The 16,986-nt window shown below is 71.5% G+C and carries 19 protein-coding genes and 1 riboswitch; of the genes, 10 read left to right on the top strand and 9 right to left on the bottom strand.

Annotation, left to right across the window (positions count from 1 at the left end):
- The first annotated feature begins 198 nt into the window (after positions 1–198).
- The 5 genes from ACFY61_RS13690 (at position 199) to ACFY61_RS13670 (ending at position 4,286) form a co-directional block, all read left to right on the top strand.
- Entirely contained in the window at positions 199–753 is a 555-nt protein-coding gene (locus tag ACFY61_RS13690; RefSeq protein ID WP_389471042.1) for a 2-oxo-4-hydroxy-4-carboxy-5-ureidoimidazoline decarboxylase, read from the top strand.
- Positions 754–885: 132 nt separating this feature from the next.
- Positions 886–1,266, top strand: a complete 381-nt coding sequence (gene sdhC, locus ACFY61_RS13685) for a succinate dehydrogenase, cytochrome b556 subunit (protein WP_389471039.1) — start codon at positions 886–888, stop codon at positions 1,264–1,266.
- Positions 1,267–1,271: 5 nt separating this feature from the next.
- Entirely contained in the window at positions 1,272–1,748 is a 477-nt protein-coding gene (locus tag ACFY61_RS13680; protein ID WP_389471037.1) for a succinate dehydrogenase hydrophobic membrane anchor subunit, read from the top strand.
- 25 nt (positions 1,749–1,773) lie between these two features.
- Positions 1,774–3,528: a succinate dehydrogenase flavoprotein subunit gene (gene sdhA, locus ACFY61_RS13675; protein WP_389471035.1), complete on the top strand. Its 1,755-nt coding sequence runs from the start codon at positions 1,774–1,776 to the stop codon at positions 3,526–3,528.
- Positions 3,528–4,286, top strand: coding sequence for a succinate dehydrogenase iron-sulfur subunit (locus ACFY61_RS13670; RefSeq protein WP_389471033.1), 759 nt, complete (start codon positions 3,528–3,530; stop codon positions 4,284–4,286). Before sdhA ends, ACFY61_RS13670 begins: the two co-directional genes overlap by 1 nt.
- 75 nt (positions 4,287–4,361) lie before the next feature.
- Here the strand turns inward: ACFY61_RS13670 and ACFY61_RS13665 are convergent, their stop codons facing one another.
- Positions 4,362–4,937, bottom strand: a complete 576-nt coding sequence (locus ACFY61_RS13665) for a hypothetical protein (RefSeq protein ID WP_389471031.1) — start codon at positions 4,935–4,937, stop codon at positions 4,362–4,364.
- A 225-nt stretch (positions 4,938–5,162) separates the two neighbouring features.
- Here ACFY61_RS13665 and ACFY61_RS13660 point away from each other — a divergent pair, with 225 nt between their 5' ends.
- The 3 genes from ACFY61_RS13660 to ACFY61_RS13650 are packed head-to-tail and all read left to right on the top strand — an operon-like array spanning position 5,163 to position 6,703.
- On the top strand, positions 5,163–5,567 hold the full coding sequence (locus ACFY61_RS13660; RefSeq protein ID WP_389471028.1) for a hypothetical protein: 405 nt from the start codon (positions 5,163–5,165) through the stop codon (positions 5,565–5,567).
- A 3-nt stretch (positions 5,568–5,570) separates the two neighbouring features.
- Positions 5,571–5,990 (top strand): thiol-disulfide oxidoreductase DCC family protein, encoded by a 420-nt coding sequence (locus ACFY61_RS13655; protein ID WP_389471026.1) that lies wholly within the window; start codon positions 5,571–5,573, stop codon positions 5,988–5,990.
- Positions 5,991–6,001: 11 nt separating this feature from the next.
- Positions 6,002–6,703, top strand: coding sequence for a TetR/AcrR family transcriptional regulator (locus tag ACFY61_RS13650; protein WP_389471025.1), 702 nt, complete (start codon positions 6,002–6,004; stop codon positions 6,701–6,703).
- Positions 6,704–6,709: 6 nt separating this feature from the next.
- On the opposite strand, the gene ACFY61_RS13645 is transcribed toward ACFY61_RS13650, so the two are convergent.
- Both ACFY61_RS13645 and ACFY61_RS13640 read right to left on the bottom strand, forming a co-directional pair.
- Positions 6,710–8,014: a metallophosphoesterase gene (locus tag ACFY61_RS13645; protein ID WP_389471290.1), complete on the bottom strand. Its 1,305-nt coding sequence runs from the start codon at positions 8,012–8,014 to the stop codon at positions 6,710–6,712.
- 2 nt (positions 8,015–8,016) lie between these two features.
- Positions 8,017–8,289: an SCO4848 family membrane protein gene (locus ACFY61_RS13640; protein ID WP_389471022.1), complete on the bottom strand. Its 273-nt coding sequence runs from the start codon at positions 8,287–8,289 to the stop codon at positions 8,017–8,019.
- 118 nt (positions 8,290–8,407) lie between these two features.
- On the opposite strand from ACFY61_RS13640, the gene ACFY61_RS13635 reads away from it, so the two are divergent.
- Positions 8,408–9,673: a D-alanyl-D-alanine carboxypeptidase family protein gene (locus ACFY61_RS13635; protein ID WP_389471289.1), complete on the top strand. Its 1,266-nt coding sequence runs from the start codon at positions 8,408–8,410 to the stop codon at positions 9,671–9,673.
- Here ACFY61_RS13635 and ACFY61_RS13630 read toward each other — a convergent pair.
- From ACFY61_RS13630 to glyA, 4 genes are all read right to left on the bottom strand, one after another.
- On the bottom strand, positions 9,612–10,577 hold the full coding sequence (locus ACFY61_RS13630) for a YihY/virulence factor BrkB family protein (RefSeq protein ID WP_389471019.1): 966 nt from the start codon (positions 10,575–10,577) through the stop codon (positions 9,612–9,614). The genes ACFY61_RS13635 and ACFY61_RS13630 overlap by 62 nt on opposite strands.
- A 126-nt stretch (positions 10,578–10,703) precedes the next feature.
- Positions 10,704–11,291 (bottom strand): 2'-5' RNA ligase family protein, encoded by a 588-nt coding sequence (locus tag ACFY61_RS13625; protein ID WP_389471016.1) that lies wholly within the window; start codon positions 11,289–11,291, stop codon positions 10,704–10,706.
- A 109-nt stretch (positions 11,292–11,400) separates the two neighbouring features.
- Positions 11,401–12,414, bottom strand: coding sequence for a tryptophan--tRNA ligase (trpS, locus tag ACFY61_RS13620; protein ID WP_389471013.1), 1,014 nt, complete (start codon positions 12,412–12,414; stop codon positions 11,401–11,403).
- A gap of 191 nt (positions 12,415–12,605) precedes the next feature.
- Complete coding sequence (gene glyA / locus ACFY61_RS13615; protein ID WP_389471010.1) at positions 12,606–13,871, bottom strand: serine hydroxymethyltransferase; 1,266 nt, start codon at positions 13,869–13,871, stop codon at positions 12,606–12,608.
- Between the two features lie 34 nt (positions 13,872–13,905).
- A riboswitch (ZMP/ZTP riboswitch) is annotated at positions 13,906–13,995 on the bottom strand.
- 117 nt (positions 13,996–14,112) lie between these two features.
- Between glyA and rocD the strand changes: the two genes are divergently transcribed.
- Positions 14,113–15,318: an ornithine--oxo-acid transaminase gene (rocD, locus tag ACFY61_RS13610; RefSeq protein WP_389471008.1), complete on the top strand. Its 1,206-nt coding sequence runs from the start codon at positions 14,113–14,115 to the stop codon at positions 15,316–15,318.
- An 18-nt stretch (positions 15,319–15,336) separates the two neighbouring features.
- Here rocD and ACFY61_RS13605 read toward each other — a convergent pair whose 3' ends face one another.
- Both ACFY61_RS13605 and ACFY61_RS13600 read right to left on the bottom strand, forming a co-directional pair.
- Positions 15,337–16,533, bottom strand: a complete 1,197-nt coding sequence (locus tag ACFY61_RS13605; protein WP_389471006.1) for a glutathionylspermidine synthase family protein — start codon at positions 16,531–16,533, stop codon at positions 15,337–15,339.
- A gap of 3 nt (positions 16,534–16,536) precedes the next feature.
- On the bottom strand, positions 16,537–16,845 hold the full coding sequence (locus ACFY61_RS13600; protein WP_389471004.1) for a hypothetical protein: 309 nt from the start codon (positions 16,843–16,845) through the stop codon (positions 16,537–16,539).
- Positions 16,846–16,986: the final 141 nt, after the last annotated feature.

Below are 16,986 nucleotides of genomic sequence, written 5' to 3'. Positions count from 1 at the left end.
GGGGGTGGCGGCCTCGGTCGCCTTCTCCGTGCCGGTCACCTCTCTTTACACCTCCCCGGCCCTTCTCGTCCGGGTGAAATCCGGCCGTCCCGTACGCCGGTCCCGTTCCGGCGTCGATAGCGTTGCGGCACACCCCGACACGTCCCGAGGAGCCCCCCGCTGTCCAGCCACCTCCCGGCCCAGATCCGCGGCAGCGCGTTGGCCCGGTTCAACGCGGCCTCCGCCGAGGAGGCCGAGGCGGCACTGCTGCGCTGCTGCGCCAGCCGGCGCTGGGCGCACCGGGTGGCGGCGCACCGCCCGTACCCGGACGCGGCGGCACTGCTGGCGGCGGCCGACGAGGCCGCGTACGACCTGTCGCCGGCCGATCTGACGGAGGCGCTGCGCGCGGAGCCCTCGGCGCGGCTGCGGGCGGACGCCCCGTACGCGGCGCAACTGGCGCTGGGCGCGGCCCACGCCGAGTACGAGCGGCTGTTCGGACACGCGTTCGTGATCTGCCTGGACGGCCACGACCCGCGGGACCACATCGACGTGGTGCTGAGCGGGATCCAGGCGCGGCTGGCCCACGCGGTGGACGACGAGCGGGCGGTCGCGGCGGACGAACTGCGCCGGCTGGCCCGCGCTCGGCTGCTGTCGCTCGCCGAGGCGTCCGCGGACCTGACGGACCCGGCCGGCGACTTGACGGATCCGGACGGCCATCTGCGCCCGGTTTCACCCTGTTCGCCCTTGTGGGATAGCCCGTCCGTGCCTGTTTGATCACACCGTTGGCCCCGGCGCGGAGGAACCGACAACACGTCGCTACGATGTCCGGGGCCGGTGGACCGTACCCGGCCGGGCCCGACCGACAAAGAAGCCGGCGGCCCTCGCCTCGCTTCCGGAGGGTTTTCCGTGCCGGCTGGAACGCTGTACCGCGGCCGGGAAGGAATGTGGTCCTGGGTGGCTCATCGAGTCACCGGCGTCCTCATCTTCTTCTTCCTGTTCGTACACGTCCTCGACACCGCTCTCGTCCGCGTCTCGCCCGAGGCGTACGACGATGTCGTGGCCACCTACAAGACTCCGATCGTCGCGCTGCTGGAGTACGGCCTCGTGGCCGCCATCCTCTTCCACGCGCTCAACGGTCTCCGTGTGATCGCCGTGGACTTCTGGTCCAAGGGCCCGCGCTACCAGAAGCAGATGCTCTGGACCGTCGTGGGCATCTGGGTCGTGCTGATGGCGGGAGCCATCTACCCCGTCCTCGGCCACGCGGCTGCTGAACTGTTCGGGAAGTGACGCCGATGTCCTCTGACACCTCTTCCGCGATCGGCGACGTCGAGGGCGCGAGCCTGTACGACGTCGACAACCCCGCCCCGTACATCGAGGCGCCGCGCAAGCGCACCGGCAAGACCCCGCGGTCCACCCGCGGGAACTTCGAGATGGTCGCGTGGCTGTTCATGCGCCTCTCGGGCATCGTGCTGGTCGTCCTGGTCATCGGCCACCTGCTGATCCAGCTGGTGCTGGACGGCGGCGTCTCGAAGATCGGCTTCGCCTTCGTGGCGGGCCGCTGGGCGTCCCCGTTCTGGCAGATCTGGGACCTGCTGATGCTGTGGCTGGCGATGCTGCACGGCGCCAACGGCCTGCGTACCGTCATCAACGACTACGCGGAGCGCGCGAACACGCGCCTGTGGCTGAAGGGCCTGCTCTACACCGCCACGGTGTTCACCATCCTCCTGGGCACGCTGGTGATCTTCACCTTCGACCCGAACATCCGCTAGGCAACGGGGCTGAGGCGACACACTCATGAAGATCCACAAGTACGACACCGTCATCGTCGGCGCCGGCGGCGCCGGCATGCGCGCCGCCATCGAGGCGACGAAGCGCAGCCGCACCGCCGTGCTGACGAAGCTCTACCCCACCCGCTCCCACACGGGCGCCGCGCAGGGCGGCATGGCCGCCGCGCTGGCCAACGTGGAGGAGGACAACTGGGAGTGGCACACCTTCGACACGGTCAAGGGCGGTGACTACCTGGTCGACCAGGACGCCGCCGAGATCCTGGCGAAGGAGGCCATCGACGCCGTCCTCGACCTGGAGAAGATGGGCCTGCCGTTCAACCGGACCCCGGACGGCACCATCGACCAGCGCCGCTTCGGCGGCCACAGCCGCAACCACGGCGAGGCCCCGGTCCGCCGCTCCTGCTACGCGGCCGACCGCACCGGTCACATGATCCTCCAGACGCTGTACCAGAACTGCGTGAAGGAGGGCGTGGAGTTCTTCAACGAGTTCTACGTCCTGGACCAGCTGATCACCGAGGTCGACGGCGTCAAGAAGTCCGCCGGCGTCGTCGCGTACGAGCTGGCCACCGGTGAGATCCACGTCTTCCAGGCGAAGGCGGTCATCTACGCGTCCGGCGGCACCGGCAAGTTCTTCAAGGTGACCTCCAACGCGCACACCCTCACGGGTGACGGCCAGGCGGCCTGCTACCGCCGCGGCCTGCCGCTGGAGGACATGGAGTTCTTCCAGTTCCACCCGACGGGCATCTGGCGCATGGGCATCCTGCTGACGGAGGGCGCCCGCGGTGAGGGCGGCATCCTCCGCAACAAGGACGGCGAGCGCTTCATGGAGAAGTACGCGCCGGTCATGAAGGACCTCGCGTCCCGTGACGTCGTCTCCCGCTCCATCTACACGGAGATCCGCGAGGGCCGCGGCTGCGGCCCCGAGGGCGACCACGTGTACCTGGACCTGACGCACCTGCCGCCGGAGCAGCTGGACGCCAAGCTGCCGGACATCACCGAGTTCGCGCGCACCTACCTGGGCATCGAGCCGTACACGGACCCGATCCCGATCCAGCCCACCGCGCACTACGCCATGGGCGGCATCCCGACCAACGTCGAGGGCGAGGTGCTGGCGGACAACACCACCGTCGTCCCCGGCCTGTACGCGGCCGGCGAGGTCGCGTGCGTGTCGGTGCACGGCGCGAACCGCCTGGGCACCAACTCGCTGCTGGACATCAACGTCTTCGGCAAGCGCTCGGGCATCGCGGCGGCCAGGTACGCGGCCGAGAACGACTTCGTCGAGCTGCCGGAGGACCCGGCGGCCCTCGTGGCCGAGCAGGTCGAGCGGCTCCGCAACTCCACCGGCAACGAGCGGGTCGCGGACCTGCGCCTGGAGCTGCAGGAGACGATGGACGCCAACGTGATGGTGTTCCGCACCGAGCAGACCATCAAGACGGCGGTCGAGAAGATCGCGGAGCTGCGCGAGCGCTACAAGAACGTCTCGATCCAGGACAAGGGCAAGCGCTTCAACACCGACCTGCTGGAGGCCATCGAGCTGGGCAACCTGCTCGACCTGGCCGAGGTCATGGCCGTGTCCGCGCTGGCGCGCAAGGAGTCCCGCGGCGGTCACTACCGCGAGGACTACCCCAACCGAGACGACGTCAACTTCATGCGCCACACCATGGCGTATCGCGAGGTCGCGGCCGACGGCTCGGACTCCGTCCGACTCGACTACAAGCCGGTCGTCACGACCCGCTACCAGCCGATGGAGCGTAAGTACTGATGGCTACCCCCACCCTCGACAAGGTGGAGGCGGAGTCCGCCGCCTCCCCGTACATCACGGTCACCTTCCGGATCCGCCGCTTCAACCCCGAGGTCTCGGCCGAGGCGGAGTGGCAGGACTTCCAGATCGAGATCGACCCGAAGGAGCGCGTGCTCGACGGTCTCCACAAGATCAAGTGGAACCTGGACGGCTCGCTGACCTTCCGGCGCTCCTGCGCGCACGGCATCTGCGGCTCCGACGCGATGCGGATCAACGGCAAGAACAGGCTCGCCTGCAAGACGCTGATCAAGGACATCAACCCGGAGAAGCCGATCACCGTGGAGGCCATCAAGGGCCTGACGGTGCTGAAGGACCTCGTGGTCGACATGGAGCCCTTCTTCCAGGCGTACCGGGACGTCATGCCGTTCCTGGTCACCAAGGGCAACGAGCCGACGCGCGAGCGCCTGCAGTCGGCCGAGGACCGCGAGCGCTTCGACGACACGACGAAGTGCATCCTCTGCGCGGCCTGCACCTCCTCCTGCCCGGTGTTCTGGAACGACGGCCAGTACTTCGGCCCGGCCGCGATCGTCAACGCGCACCGTTTCATCTTCGACTCGCGTGACGAGGCGGGCGAGCAGCGCCTGGAGATCCTGAACGACAAGGACGGCGTGTGGCGCTGCCGCACCACGTTCAACTGCACGGACGCCTGCCCGCGTGGCATCGAGGTCACGAAGGCGATCCAGGAGGTCAAGCGCGCCTTGATCACGCGCCGCTTCTGACCGTCCGGTCACCCGCAGCACGAGGGCCCCGCACCCCGGTTCCGCACCGGGGGCGGGGCCCTTCTCGCGCGCCGCTCAGGCAGCGGGCTTCGGGGCGACCGTGAAGGGGTAGAGGTGCATGGTGTTGGCGTACCCGCAGGTGTTCCCGGCGGTGATGTAGCGGCCCGCCTCGATGACCTCGCCGAGGGCTTCGCCGGCGCCTCCGGACACCTGGATCCGCATCTTGACGTCCTTGACGGCGCCCGCCTTCACGTACATCGGTACGGCCTGGAAGGCCAGGTGGCCCGGGGGCACCGGCTGCCAGCGGCGCGCCGTCCAGTCCCACCACTGCACGACGGTCTTCCGGTCCTCGCGCACCGGCGCGTACTGCGTGGCACCCGCGTCCACCTGCACGCCCACCGCCTTCAGAGCGCCGTTGGAGGTGTTCTTCACGCGGAAGGTGAAGGGGGTCCAGGTACCGGCGGTCATCTTCTCGGGCATGCCCACCAGCTCGGTGGTCATCCGGGTCTTCGGGTAGGCGTCGCGCGAGGCGCAGGCCGCGAAGGGATCGGCGGGCGCGGCGGGTGCGGCGGCGGCGGCGCCGGCCGAGCCGGGCGCGGCGAGGAGCAGGGCGGGCGCGGCGAGGCCCACCAGGGCACGTCGAAGGTTCATGGTTCCCCCATGTGTGTCTGTCGGTCGGCCCGCGCGTGGTCGGCGCGCGGGGCGGGCTGATCATATGCGTCGCGCGTCCGCTCCTCGGAGCCCCCCTGCGGCAGCGGAGTCCACCGCCCGCCATCTGCGCCTCGAACGCGTTCAAATCCGAGCTTGAACTTGTTCAAAAACAGGCCTAGAGTCAGTCCTGCCAAGACTTTGAACACGTTCAAGGAGGCGGGGGGCATGGACCTCACCGTGGTCGCGTACGTCATCTACCTGTTCATCAGCGTCGGTCTGACGGTCTGGGTCGCGCGGACCCTGAGCCGCAACGGACGCGTCTTCATCGCCGACGTCCTGCACGGCGACGAGAAGCTCGCGGACGCCGTCAACCACCTGCTGGTGGTCGGCTTCTACCTGGTCAACCTGGGCTTCGTCGCCCTCTACCTGAAGTCGGCCGAGGCGGTCGCCGACGCCCGCTCGCTGTTCGAGGCGCTGTCGGTGAAGCTCGGCGTGGTGCTGCTGGTCCTCGGGGTGATGCACCTCGGCAACGTGTGGGTGCTCAACAAGATCCGGCGGCGCGGCATCATGGAGCGCCAGCAGACCCCGCCCGTCGCCCCGCAGGGGTGGACCGCTCCGGCCGGTGCCTAGGCCATGGCCACCGCAGCCGCGCCCGGCCGGCCGGTGAACCGGCTGACCGTCCTCTACGACGCCCAGTGCCCGCTCTGCGTGCACGTCCGGCACTGGCTCCTCGGGCAGCGCTGGCTGGTACCGCTCCGGCTGGTGCCGGCCGGCTCCGAGGAGGCCCGTCGCCTCTTCCCGGAACTCGACCACGGCGCCACCCTGCGGGAGATCACCGTGGTCGGCGACGCGGGCCAGGTCTGGACCGGCCCGGAGGCGCTCGTCGTCTGCCTCTGGGCCCTGGCCGAGCACCGGCCGAAGGCCAACTGGCTCGCCACCCCGGCGGGCCGGCCCTTCGCCCGGGCCACCATGGCCACCGCCGCCGCCTGGCGCGGGGCCACCCGCCCCGGCGGGACGGTGGCCTGTGACGACCGGTGCGCCGTCCCCGGATAGGCTCGGACACCGTGACAGAGCAGAAGGCCCCCAAGAGCGAGCAGACCCGCACGCTCATCCTCGAAACCGCGCTCCGGCTGTTCCAGGAGCGCGGTTACGACAAGACGACCATGCGGGCCGTCGCCAAGGAGGCGGGGGTCTCCGTGGGCAACGCGTACTACTACTTCGAGTCCAAGGAACACCTGGTCCAGGGGTTCTACGACCGGATCAGCGCGGCCCACCAGGCGGCCGTGCGGCCCATCCTGGACCAGGAGACCGACCTGCAGACCCGCCTGGCCGGGGTGCTGACCTCCTGGCTGGACATCGCGGCCCCGTACCACGAGTTCGCCTCGCAGTTCTTCAAGAACGCGGCCGACCCGGAGAGTCCGCTCAGCCCCTTCTCCCCCGAGTCGGAACCCGCCCGCAACGAGGCCATCGCCATCCACCGCGAGGTGCTGGCCGGGGCGAAGACCAAGGTCCCCGAGGAACTCGCCGGCATCCTCCCGGAACTGATGTGGCTCTCGCAGATGGGCCTGGTCCTGTACTGGGTGTTCGACCGGTCCGAGAACAGCGAGAAGACCCGCCGGCTCGCCCAGCGCGGCGCCCAGCTCACCACCCGGGGCATCGTCCTGGCCCGGTTCCGGGTGCTGCGCCCCCTGGTCCGCGAGGTCCACGAGCTGTTCACGGACTTCCTGCCGGGCATGGCCCAGACGGCCACCGCGCGCAAGCGCTGACCGGCCTCACGCCCGGTACGAGGCCAGCTCCACCACGGTGATGTCGGACGGGGCGCCCACCCGGACGGGCGGGCCCCAGGCCCCCGCCCCGCGGGACACGTACAGCTGGGTGTCGCCGTAGCGCTCCAGCCCGGCGAGGGTGGGGTTGGCGAGGTCGGCGAGGTAGTTGCCGGGCCAGAGCTGGCCGCCGTGGGTGTGCCCGGAGAGCTGCAGGTCCACGCCGTGCTCCACGGCGTCGTGGATGACCACGGGCTGGTGCGCGAGCAGCACCGCGGTGCGGCTCCGGTCGCGGTCACCGAGTGCCCTGCCGAAGTCCGGTCCCTGGCCCTCGCGTTCGCCGGCTATGTCGTTGACGCCGGCCAGGTCGAAGTGCGGGAGTTCCCGGCGGGCGTTCTCCAGCGGGTGCAGCCCGAGCTCGCGGACGTGGTCCACCCACTGCTCGGCGCCGGAGAAGTACTCGTGGTTGCCGGTGACGAAGTACGCGCCGTGCCGCGCGCGCAGCCGGGCCAGCGGCTCGGCGGCCCGGCCGAGGTCCGCCACCGAGCCGTCGACGAGGTCGCCGACCACGGCGATCAGGTCGGGCCGGGTGCCGTTGACGGCGTCGACGATGCGCTGGGTGTGGGCGCGGCCGAGGACCGGGCCGAGGTGGACGTCGCTGACCACGGCGATGCGGAAGCCGTGCGCCGCGCGGGGCAGCTTGGCCAGCGGGACGGTCACGCGCTTCACCCGCGGGCCGCGCAGCACCCCGTACGTGCCGTAGCCGACGGTCGTGCCGGCCGCCGCGACGGCCGCACCGGCCAGGCTGCGGGCCACGAAGGTCCGGCGGCTCAGCGACGGCCGGGCGGGGTCCGTCCCGCCCGGCTCCGCCCCCGCTCCCGGCTCCGCCGCGGCGGGAACGCCCTGCGGCGCGTCCGCGGCCGGCTCCACGGCCGGCTCTCCCGACGGGGCCACCGGCACCGGCGCCGCGGACCCGGCCGGCACCGCCGACCCGGCCGGCACCCGGGCCGTACGGCGCAGCCACAGCGCGCGCACCGGCTCCGCCACGGCCATCGCCAGCACGAGGTACAGCAGTACCGCGAGCCACAGGTATCCGGGCCAGGACACGGCCTGTTGGAGCGGGAACGGGGCTCCGGCCCGGCCCGCCGTCAGCGCGGCGACCGACAGCAGCGGCAGCACCCAGGCGAGGACCGTCAGCACCCGCCGGGCCCGTGAGCCGGCGGCGGTGGTGTCGCGGACCAGCCGGATCCACAGCCAGCGGTGCACCAGGCCGAGCAGCCCGAGGACGGCCAGGGCGACGACGACGATCAGCACCGTCACCGCTGACCGCCGTTCCCGGGCGCCGTACGTGATTCGCGCCGCAGCGCGCGGACCCCGCGCAACCCGATCAGGCCGACCGCCGTCCCCAGGAGAAAGGACGTGATCGCGAGCAGCAGGTGCACCCAGAAGTACGCGGTCGGGTCACCCGCCCGGTCGAAGGCGAGACCGCTGGCGTCCTTGTACAGGTTCCGGACGAAGGTCACCCAGATGAACCAGCTCCAGACCCCGAACGCGAGCAGGAACCAGGAGGCTGCGCGGCCAAGTTTCATGTGGCCAGTATCCGCTCCGTCCCCAGGACGGACGCGTCGGGGTGGGCTGTCCCGGCAGACGTTGCGGCAGGTTGGCCCAACGAGGAAGGCAGTCTGACAAAAGGAAGGTAATTTCACCATCGTGTCTGCCAAGAAGACCGCGTTGACGGTCCTGTCCGCCGCAATGCTGGCGCCCGCCATGCTCACGGCCCCCGCGCACGCCGACGACCCCAAGCCCGGCGGCGGCGCGCCCCCCGCCCTCGCGCCCGGGAACGCGGCGGCCAAGGCGGTCGCACCGCCCTCCCAGATGTCCACGGTCGGCGGGGCCCGGCTCGGCCAGCCCGGTACGCAGGTCAACCTGCTGCCCGGTGCCCCCGCGCTGCCCACCAACCTCACCGGGCGGTCCTGGATCGTGGCCGACGCCGAGTCGGGCGAGGTGCTGGCGGCACACAACGCGCACTGGCGGCTGCCCCCGGCCTCCACCCTGAAGATGCTCTTCGCGGACACGGTGCTGCCCTCCCTGCCCAAGGACAAGGTGCACAAGGTCAGCTACGCGGACACCGAGGGCATCGGCCCGGGCAGCAGCACCGTGGGCATCAAGGAGGGCCTGGAGTACAGCGTCCACGACCTGTGGCTCGGGGTCTTCCTGCGCTCCGGCAACGACGCCGTGCACGTCCTGTCCGCGATGAACGGCGGCATCGAGAAGACCGTCAAGGACATGCAAGCGCACGCCGAGGAGCTCCAGGCGCTGGACACCCACGTGGTGACCCCGGACGGGTACGACGCTCCCGGGCAGGTCTCCAGCGCGTACGACCTGACCCTGTTCGCGCGGTCCGGGATGCAGAAGAAGGACTTCCGGGAGTACGCGGGCACGGCGACCGCGAACTTCCCCGGCGAGCACAAGCCCGGGAAGCCCCGCGACTCCTTCGAGATCCAGACCACCAACCGGCTGATGACCGGGGCGTCCGGGCTGTCCCCGTACAAGGGGATCGCCGGGGTGAAGAACGGCACCACCTCGATGGCCGGGTCCACCTTCACCGGCGTCGCGCAGCGCGGCGACCGGAAGCTGCTGGTCACGGTGATGAACCCGAGCGCGGGCGGCGGGAACGCCGTCTACCAGGAGACGGCGGCCCTGTTCGACTGGGGCTTCGGCGCGGCCGGCAAGGTCAAGCCGGTCGGCGAGCTGGTGCCGCCGAAGAGCGCCGACACCAAGCCGCACGGCTCCCCCGCCCAGTCCCACGAGAACACCCCGGCGGCGGCCGCACCGCAGGCCGGCGGGTTCGGCACGGCCCTCGGGGTGACCGGCGGGGCGCTGGCGGTGGTGGCCGGCGGGGCGTTCGTGGTCAACCGGCGCTGGCCGCGCCGTCCGCGCGGGCAGCGGACCGGGGTTCACCCCCAGGAGTGATCTCCGCCTCCTGCTCGCGCTCGCCGGCGGTACCGGGGTCCGGGTCGGGGTCGGTGGCGGCGCCGGTGGCGGTCCAGGAGGCGCAGAACAGCAGCACCCGCGCGGTGAGGCTGATCCACAGCAGCAGGGCGATGGGCACGCCGAAGGCCCCGTACATGCTCTTCGCGGCCACCTCCCGCATGTAGCCGCTGAGCAGCAGTTTCAGCAGCTCGAAGCCGACCGCGCCGATCAGCGCCGCCTGCACCAGGCGGCGCCGCGGCGGCTCCACGCCCGGCAGCAGGGTCAGCACGTAGAGCAGCAGCAGGAACGCGGCGAGCACGCCCACCCCGAAGGCCCCGGAGCGCAGCACCACCCCGCCGGCGCCGCGTTCCGGGATGCCCAGCCACTCCCCGAACCGGCCGACCGCGGAGGAGCCCAGCACGGAGGCGAGGGCGGAGACCAGGACCGCCCCGCCCAGCCCCAGCAGGACCAGGCCGTCCTTGCCCTTGCGGACGACCGGGTTGCCCTCGTCCTCGTCGTCCTTGTCCCACACGGCGCGCAGGCAGTCCCGCATGGAGCCGATCCAGCCGATGCCGGCGAACAGCAGGATCACGCCGGCGACCAGGCCGACGGTGCCTGCGTTGTCGACGAGGGCGCCGATGTCGAGCTGGTCGGAGATTCCGGGGACCTGTTCGGCGAGGACCTCCTCCAGCCGCTTGAGCTGCTCGTCGGTGAGCAGCGCGGCGCCGGCCGCGGCGGCGACCGTGATCAGCGGGAAGAGCGCGAGGAAGCTGATGTGGGTGATGGCGGCGGAGAGCCGGCTCCAGTGCTCGCGGTCGAGGCGGTCGTAGGAACGCCACAGGTGGGTCTGCATCAGGCGGGTCACCCAGGACCCGATCAGGGGCAGGTTCTTCAGCCAGTCCATGCCTCACCGTAAATGAGCGCTCGGAAATGGTCGGGATTGCGGCTTTTGCCCGCTACGGTCGTCCACTGTGACTTTTCATGCCCTGGTCCTGCGCAGGCTCCGGTACCTGGCCGTGCGTGCCCTCCCTCAGGGGCGGCGTACGGTCGGCTCGTCCACCGGGGAGCACGCCTGCGCCGGGACCCCGGCCGGGCCGCTGCCGAAGGGGTACTCGCGCAGCTTGCGCCAGACCCCGTCGGAGCCCTGCTCGTAGAGGGCGAAGCCGTCGCAGAGCCAGTCCGCCTCGTAGTCGGCGAGTTCGGCGAAGGCCGCGTCCATCGCCTCCTCGGAGATCCCGTGGGCGACGGTGACGTGCGGGTGGTAGGGGAAGGCCAGCTCGCGGTCGAGCGGGCCGGAGGACGCCCGGACCTCGCCCTGCAGCCGGGTGCAGCCCGCGCCGCCCTCGACGACCTGGACGAAGACGACCGGGGAGAGCGGGCGGAAGGTGCCGGTGCCGGACAGCCGCATCGGGAAGGGACGGAAGGCGGCGGCGACCCGGGTCAGGTGCGCCCGGATCTCCGGCAGCCGGTCCGTCTCCACCTCGGTGGGCGGCAGCAGGGTGACGTGCGTGGGGATGCCGTGCGCGGCGGCGTCCCCGAAGCCGGCGCGCAGCTGCTGGAGCTGGCTGCCGTACGGCTCCGGGACCGCGATCGAAACGCCGAGCGTTACGGTCCCCACGTGTGTCTCCTCGTCGTGTCTGTGCGTCGGCTGTGGCTACGGTGTGCCGCCCCCAGTGTGGGGCCAGCACCCCCCTGTCGGCCAGAGGCTTCGGTCGTCCGCGCTCCGGTCAGGGGCGGGCGGGGAGGAAGCCGAGGTGGTCGTAGGCCTCGGCGAGGGTCCCGGCGGCGACCTCCCTGGCCTTGGCCGCGCCCTTGGCCAGCACGGCGTCCAGCTCGGCCGGGTCGTCCAGGTACTCCTGGGTGCGCTGCTGGAACGGTGTGACGAAATCGACCATCACGGCGGCGAGGTCGGTCTTGAGCGCGCCGTAGCCCTTGCCCTCGTACTTCTCCTCCAGGACCGGGACGGCGGTACCCGTGAGGGTGGAGTAGATGGTGAGCAGGTTGCTGACGCCGGGCTTGTTCTCGGCGTCGAAGCGGATCACGGTGTCGGTGTCGGTGACCGCGCTCTTGATCTTCTTCTCGGTGGTCTTGGGCGCGTCGAGGAGGTTGATCAGGCCCTTGGGGCTGGAGGCGGACTTCGACATCTTGATCGCCGGGTCCTGGAGGTCGTAGATCTTGGCGACCTCCTTGACGATGTACGCCTGCGGGAGCGTGAAGGTCTGCCCGAAGCGCTGGTTGAAGCGCTCGGCGAGGTCGCGGGTCAGCTCGATGTGCTGGCGCTGGTCCTCGCCGACGGGGACGGCGTCCGCCTGGTAGAGGAGGATGTCGGCGACCTGGAGGATCGGGTACGTGAACAGGCCGACGCTGGCGTTGTTCACGCCGCCCTTGGCGGACTTGTCCTTGAACTGGGTCATCCGGCTGGCCTCGCCGAAGCCGGTGATGCAGTTCATGACCCAGCCGAGCTGGGCGTGCTCGGGCACGTGGCTCTGGACGAAGAGCGTGCAGCGCTCGGGGTCCAGGCCGGCGGCGAGCAGCTGCGCGGCGGACAGGCGGGTGTTCGCGCGCAGGTCCCTGGGGTCCTGCGGCATGGTGATCGCGTGCAGGTCGACGACCATGTAGAAGGCGTCGTGCGTCTCCTGCAGGGCGACGTACTGGCGGATGGCTCCGAGGTAGTTCCCGAGGTGGAAGGAGCCGGAGGTGGGCTGGATGCCGGAGAGTGCGCGCGGACGATCAGAGGCCATGCCGCCATTCTCTCAGGTGCGCACCCCCGCCCCGCCCCACCGTCCCGACCGGCACCGGCCCGGAGCGGGGGCTCCGCCCGGACACGTGGGGCGCCACGCCACAGCCCGGAGCGGAGGCCGCACCCTTGAGCCCGAGCGGCGCTTGAGCGGGCCGCCGCCCGGCCGGCCGGGGCCGGCGGGGGCCGGCGGGGTCAGGCCGTGGGGAGGCCCGGGGCCGGGTGGTGGGCCAGGAGGTCGGCCACCTGCCCGCGGATCGCGGCGAGAGCCGACTCGTCGTCCTTGGCCGCCGCCGTGACCGCCCGCGTGATCCAGTCGGCGACCACGGGCATGTGCGTGGTGTTCAGCCCGCGCGAGGTCAGCGACGGCGTGCCGATGCGGATGCCGGAGGGGTCGAACGGCTTGCGCGGGTCGAACGGGACCGTGTTGTAGTTCACCACGATGCCCGCGCGGTCCAGCGCCTTCGCCGCCACCTTCCCCGGGACGCCCTGGCGGGTCAGGTCCATCAGGATCAGGTGGTTGTCGGTGCCGCCCGAGACGAGGTCGAAGCCGCGCTCCCGCAGGGCCGCCGCCAGCGCCTTCGCGTTGGCGACCACCGCGTGGGCGTACGTCACGAACGACGGCTGCGCGGCCTCGTGCAGGGCCACCGCGATGCCGGCGGTGGTCTGGTTGTGCGGCCCGCCCTGCAGGCCGGGGAAGACCGCCCTGTCGATGGCCTTCGCGTGCTCCTCGCGGCACATCAGCATCGCCCCGCGCGGCCCCCGCAGCGTCTTGTGGGTGGTCGTGGAGACGACATCCGCGTACGGCACCGGCGAGGGGTGGGCGCCGCCCGCGATCAGGCCGGCGATGTGGGCCACGTCCGCGACGAGGACCGCGCCCGCCTCCTTCGCGATCGAGGCGAAGGACTCGAAGTCGATCGTGCGGGGCAGTGCCGTACCGCCGCAGAAGATGACCTTCGGGCGCTCCGCCAGGGCCAGGTCGCGGACCGCGTCGTAGTCGATGCGGCCGGTGTCCGGGCGGACGCCGTACTGCACGCCGCGGAACCACGAACCGGTCGCCGAGACGCCCCAGCCGTGCGTGAGGTGGCCGCCCATCGGGAGCGCCATGCCCATCACCGTGTCGCCGGGCTCGGCGAACGCCAGGTAGACCGCGAGGTTCGCCGGCGAGCCGGAGTACGGCTGGACGTTGGCGTGGTCCACGCCGAACAGGCCCTTCGCCCGTTCGACCGCCAGCGCCTCGATCCGGTCGATGTTCTGCTGGCCCTCGTAGTAACGGCGGCCCGGGTAGCCCTCGCTGTACTTGTTCTGCAGGACCGTGCCGGAGGCCTCCAGCACGGCCGCCGAGACGTAGTTCTCGCTGGGGATCAGGCGCAGGGTGTCCGACTGCAGCCGCTCCTCCGCGGCGACGAGCGCGGCGAGTTCGGGGTCGGTGGACAGCAGGGCGGGATGGCGCGCGTTCACGGGGGCTCCTCCGGGGTCGATTTCGGTTCGTACCCCGCGAGGCCCAGGCGAGCGGCCCTGTTGCGGATCTCCGCGCACGACTCCCCCGGAGTTCGTTCTCCGTGCGCCAGTCGCCGTGCGTACCGCACACCTTAGCCGCCCCGACACCCGGAAGGTTTCTCGGTCCGCGATAAGAGCGACCATGACGGTAGAAAGTGATGCCACCTGCGTCACAGGCCAGGCCCGACGAAACGGAGAACCCGTGTCGAGAACAGCTGATGCCATCCGCTCCGCCGACGCGCACAGCGCGCACAACTACCATCCGCTGCCCGTGGTCGTCGCCTCGGCGGAGGGCGCCTGGATGACGGACGTCGAGGGCAGGCGCTACCTCGACATGCTCGCGGGCTACTCCGCCCTCAACTTCGGCCACGGCAACCGGCGTCTCGTCGACGCCGCCAAGGCCCAGCTGGAGCGGGTCACCCTCACCTCCCGGGCCTTCCACCACGACCGGTTCGCCGAGTTCTGCGCGAGCCTGGCCGAGCTGTGCGGCAAGGAGATGGTGCTGCCCATGAACACGGGGGCGGAGGCGGTCGAGACGGCCGTCAAGACCGCCCGCAAGTGGGGCTACGAGGTCAAGGGCGTCCCCGACGGCCAGGCCAAGATCGTGGTGGCCTCGAACAACTTCCACGGCCGGACCACGACCATCGTCTCCTTCTCCACCGACCACGAGGCCCGCGACCACTACGGCCCCTACACCCCCGGCTTCGAGATCGTCCCGTACGGCGACCTCACCGCCCTGGCCGCGGCGGTCACCGCCAACACGGTCGCGGTGCTGCTGGAGCCGATCCAGGGCGAGGCGGGCGTGCTGGTGCCGCCGCCCGGATACCTGCGGGGCGTGCGGGAGCTGACCCGGCAGCGGAACGTCCTGTTCGTGGCGGACGAGATCCAGTCCGGGCTGGGCCGCACCGGCCGGACCTTCGCCTGTGACCACGAGGACGTCGTCCCGGACGTGTACGTGCTCGGCAAGGCGCTCGGCGGCGGCGTCGTCCCGGTGTCGGCGGTGGTCGCCGACCGGGACGTGCTCGGGGTCTTCCGGCCCGGCGAGCACGGATCCACCTTCGGCGGCAACCCGCTGGCCTGCGCGGTGGCCCTGGAGGTCGTCGCGATGCTGCGCACCGGCGAGTACCAGGAGCGGGCCGCGGAGCTCGGCGACCACCTGCACGCGGAGCTGGGCCTGCTCGTGGGCGGCGGCGCGGTCACCGCCGTGCGCGGGCGCGGCCTGTGGGCCGGCGTGGACATCGAGCCCGCGCACGGCACCGGCCGGGAGATCTCGGAACGGCTGATGGAACGCGGGGTGCTGGTGAAGGACACCCACGGCTCGACCATCCGGATCGCCCCGCCGCTGGTGATCAGCAAGGAGGACCTGGACTGGGGCCTGGACCAGCTCCGGGCCGAGCTGTCGGCGTAGCCGCCGGAGCCGCTGAAGCTAGAGGATGACGTGGGGCAGGAAGCGGGCGTACTCGTCCGTGACCAGCCCCGCGGACTCCCGGATGCCCAGCCCCGCCGCCTCGTCCTCGACGACCCACGCGCCGAGCACCACGCGGTTGCCGTCGAACTCGGGCAGCGGGGCCAGGGCCTGGAAGCACACCGGGGCCGCGCCGGGGGCCGGAGCGTACGGCTCGGCGCCCGGCGGGTGCAGGGTGACGCCCGCGCCCTCGCGGCCCAGCAGCGGCTTGGCCACGTAGCCGGCGCCGCCCTCCTCGGCGAGCTCGCGCGGCCCGTCGAGGTAGGCGGGCAGCAGGTTGGGGTGCTCGGGGAACATCTCCCACAGGACCGCGAGCAGCGCCTTGTTGGAGAGCAGCATCTTCCAGACGGGCTCGATCCAGCAGGTCGTGCCGGTGCCGCCGCCGGTGTCGAGGGTGTCGAGGACGTGGGGCCCGAACTCGTCGGTGGTCAGCCACTCCCACGGGTAGAGCTTGAAGCAGCTGCGGATGAAGCGGAGCTTCTCGTCCACGAACCGGCCGGAGAGGCTGTCCCAGCCGATCTGTTCGACGGACAGGGCGTGGGTCCGCAGGCCGGCCTGGTCGGCGGTCTCCTGGAGGTAGGCGACCGTCATCAGGTCCTCGCCGAGCTCGTCGGCCTCGGAGTGCGCGAAGTGCAGCGGGCCGGGCGGGAGCAGCTCGGCCTGCCGGCGCCAGGCGTCGACGAGCCGTTCGTGGAGGGAGTTCCACTGGTCGGCGCCGGGGAAGCGCTCCTCCATCCAGAACCACTGCGGGCTGGCCGCCTCCACGAGGGAGGTGGGGGTGTCGGCGTTGTACTCCAGCATCTTGGCCGGGCCGGTGCCGTCGTAACGCAGGTCGAACCGCCCGTAGAGGGACGGCTGTTCGGCGCGGCGGCGCCAGGACTCCGCGATCAGCGCGCGCAGCCGCGGGTCGGTGATCCCGAGGTCCGCGTAGCGCTCCTGCTCGACGATGTGCCCGGCGGCGGCCAGGCACATGGCGTGCAGCTCCTCGACGACGTCCTCCAGGGCCTCGACCTCGGGGAGGGTGAAGGAGTAGTACGCGCTCTCGTCCCAGTAGGGGCGCAGCGAGTCGTCGGGGTAGCGGGTGAGCGGGTAGATCAGGCCCTGCTCCTCGACGGTCTTCTGCCAGCCGGGGCGGGGCTCGATGGTGTGGCGCCGCACGGGTCAGCCGCCGCTGGAGGAGGAACCGCCGCCGAAGCCGCCGGACTTGACGGCCGACTTGTCGAAGCTGCCGCCGCTCACCTTGCCCTGGGCGTTGGTGTAGCCGCCGTAGTACCAGGCGTGGCCGCTGCTGGAGCTGCCGCTCTTGCACTCGCGGCTGTTGAGGTGGTCCAGCGTGGTCCGGTTGGCGCAGCGGCGGTCGGGCTCGTCGCTGCTGCCGCAGGCGACGAGGGTCGCGGCGAGCAGTCCCATCCCGCCGAGGGCGACGCCGCCGGAACGCATGCGTCGACGCTGAGTGCTGCTGCTGTCCATGTTCGAATGCTCCCCCTGCCGGTGGCGTGCTGCGGACAGACTAGGGCCGGGTGCCGGGGGGACGGAATCCGGCCGCCCCCTTCCCCTCGCGCAGACGCCCCTTTACCCCGCTACGCGCGCTATGCCCGCCCCGAGCAGACG

Origin of the sequence: Streptomyces sp. NPDC012888 (assembly GCF_042900645.1) — a bacterium.
In the GTDB taxonomy this organism is placed as follows: Bacteria; Actinomycetota; Actinomycetes; order Streptomycetales; family Streptomycetaceae; genus Streptomyces.
The sequence above is the reverse complement of the archived record's forward strand: the minus strand, read 5'-3'. Positions and strand labels throughout refer to the sequence as shown.

Bases quoted from the DNA above. Each gene is read 5' to 3' on its own strand.
- sdhA (WP_389471035.1), top strand. From the start codon at position 1,774: ATGAAGATCCACAAGTACGACACCGTCATCGTCGGCGCCGGCGGCGCC.
- ACFY61_RS13670 (WP_389471033.1), top strand. From the start codon at position 3,528: ATGGCTACCCCCACCCTCGACAAGGTGGAGGCGGAGTCCGCCGCCTCC.
- ACFY61_RS13665 (WP_389471031.1), bottom strand. From the start codon at position 4,937: ATGAACCTTCGACGTGCCCTGGTGGGCCTCGCCGCGCCCGCCCTGCTC.
- ACFY61_RS13660 (WP_389471028.1), top strand. From the start codon at position 5,163: ATGGACCTCACCGTGGTCGCGTACGTCATCTACCTGTTCATCAGCGTC.
- ACFY61_RS13680 (WP_389471037.1), top strand. From the start codon at position 1,272: ATGTCCTCTGACACCTCTTCCGCGATCGGCGACGTCGAGGGCGCGAGC.
- trpS (WP_389471013.1), bottom strand. From the start codon at position 12,414: ATGGCCTCTGATCGTCCGCGCGCACTCTCCGGCATCCAGCCCACCTCC.
- ACFY61_RS13655 (WP_389471026.1), top strand. From the start codon at position 5,571: ATGGCCACCGCAGCCGCGCCCGGCCGGCCGGTGAACCGGCTGACCGTC.
- ACFY61_RS13600 (WP_389471004.1), bottom strand. From the start codon at position 16,845: ATGGACAGCAGCAGCACTCAGCGTCGACGCATGCGTTCCGGCGGCGTC.
- ACFY61_RS13630 (WP_389471019.1), bottom strand. From the start codon at position 10,577: ATGGACTGGCTGAAGAACCTGCCCCTGATCGGGTCCTGGGTGACCCGC.
- ACFY61_RS13640 (WP_389471022.1), bottom strand. From the start codon at position 8,289: ATGAAACTTGGCCGCGCAGCCTCCTGGTTCCTGCTCGCGTTCGGGGTC.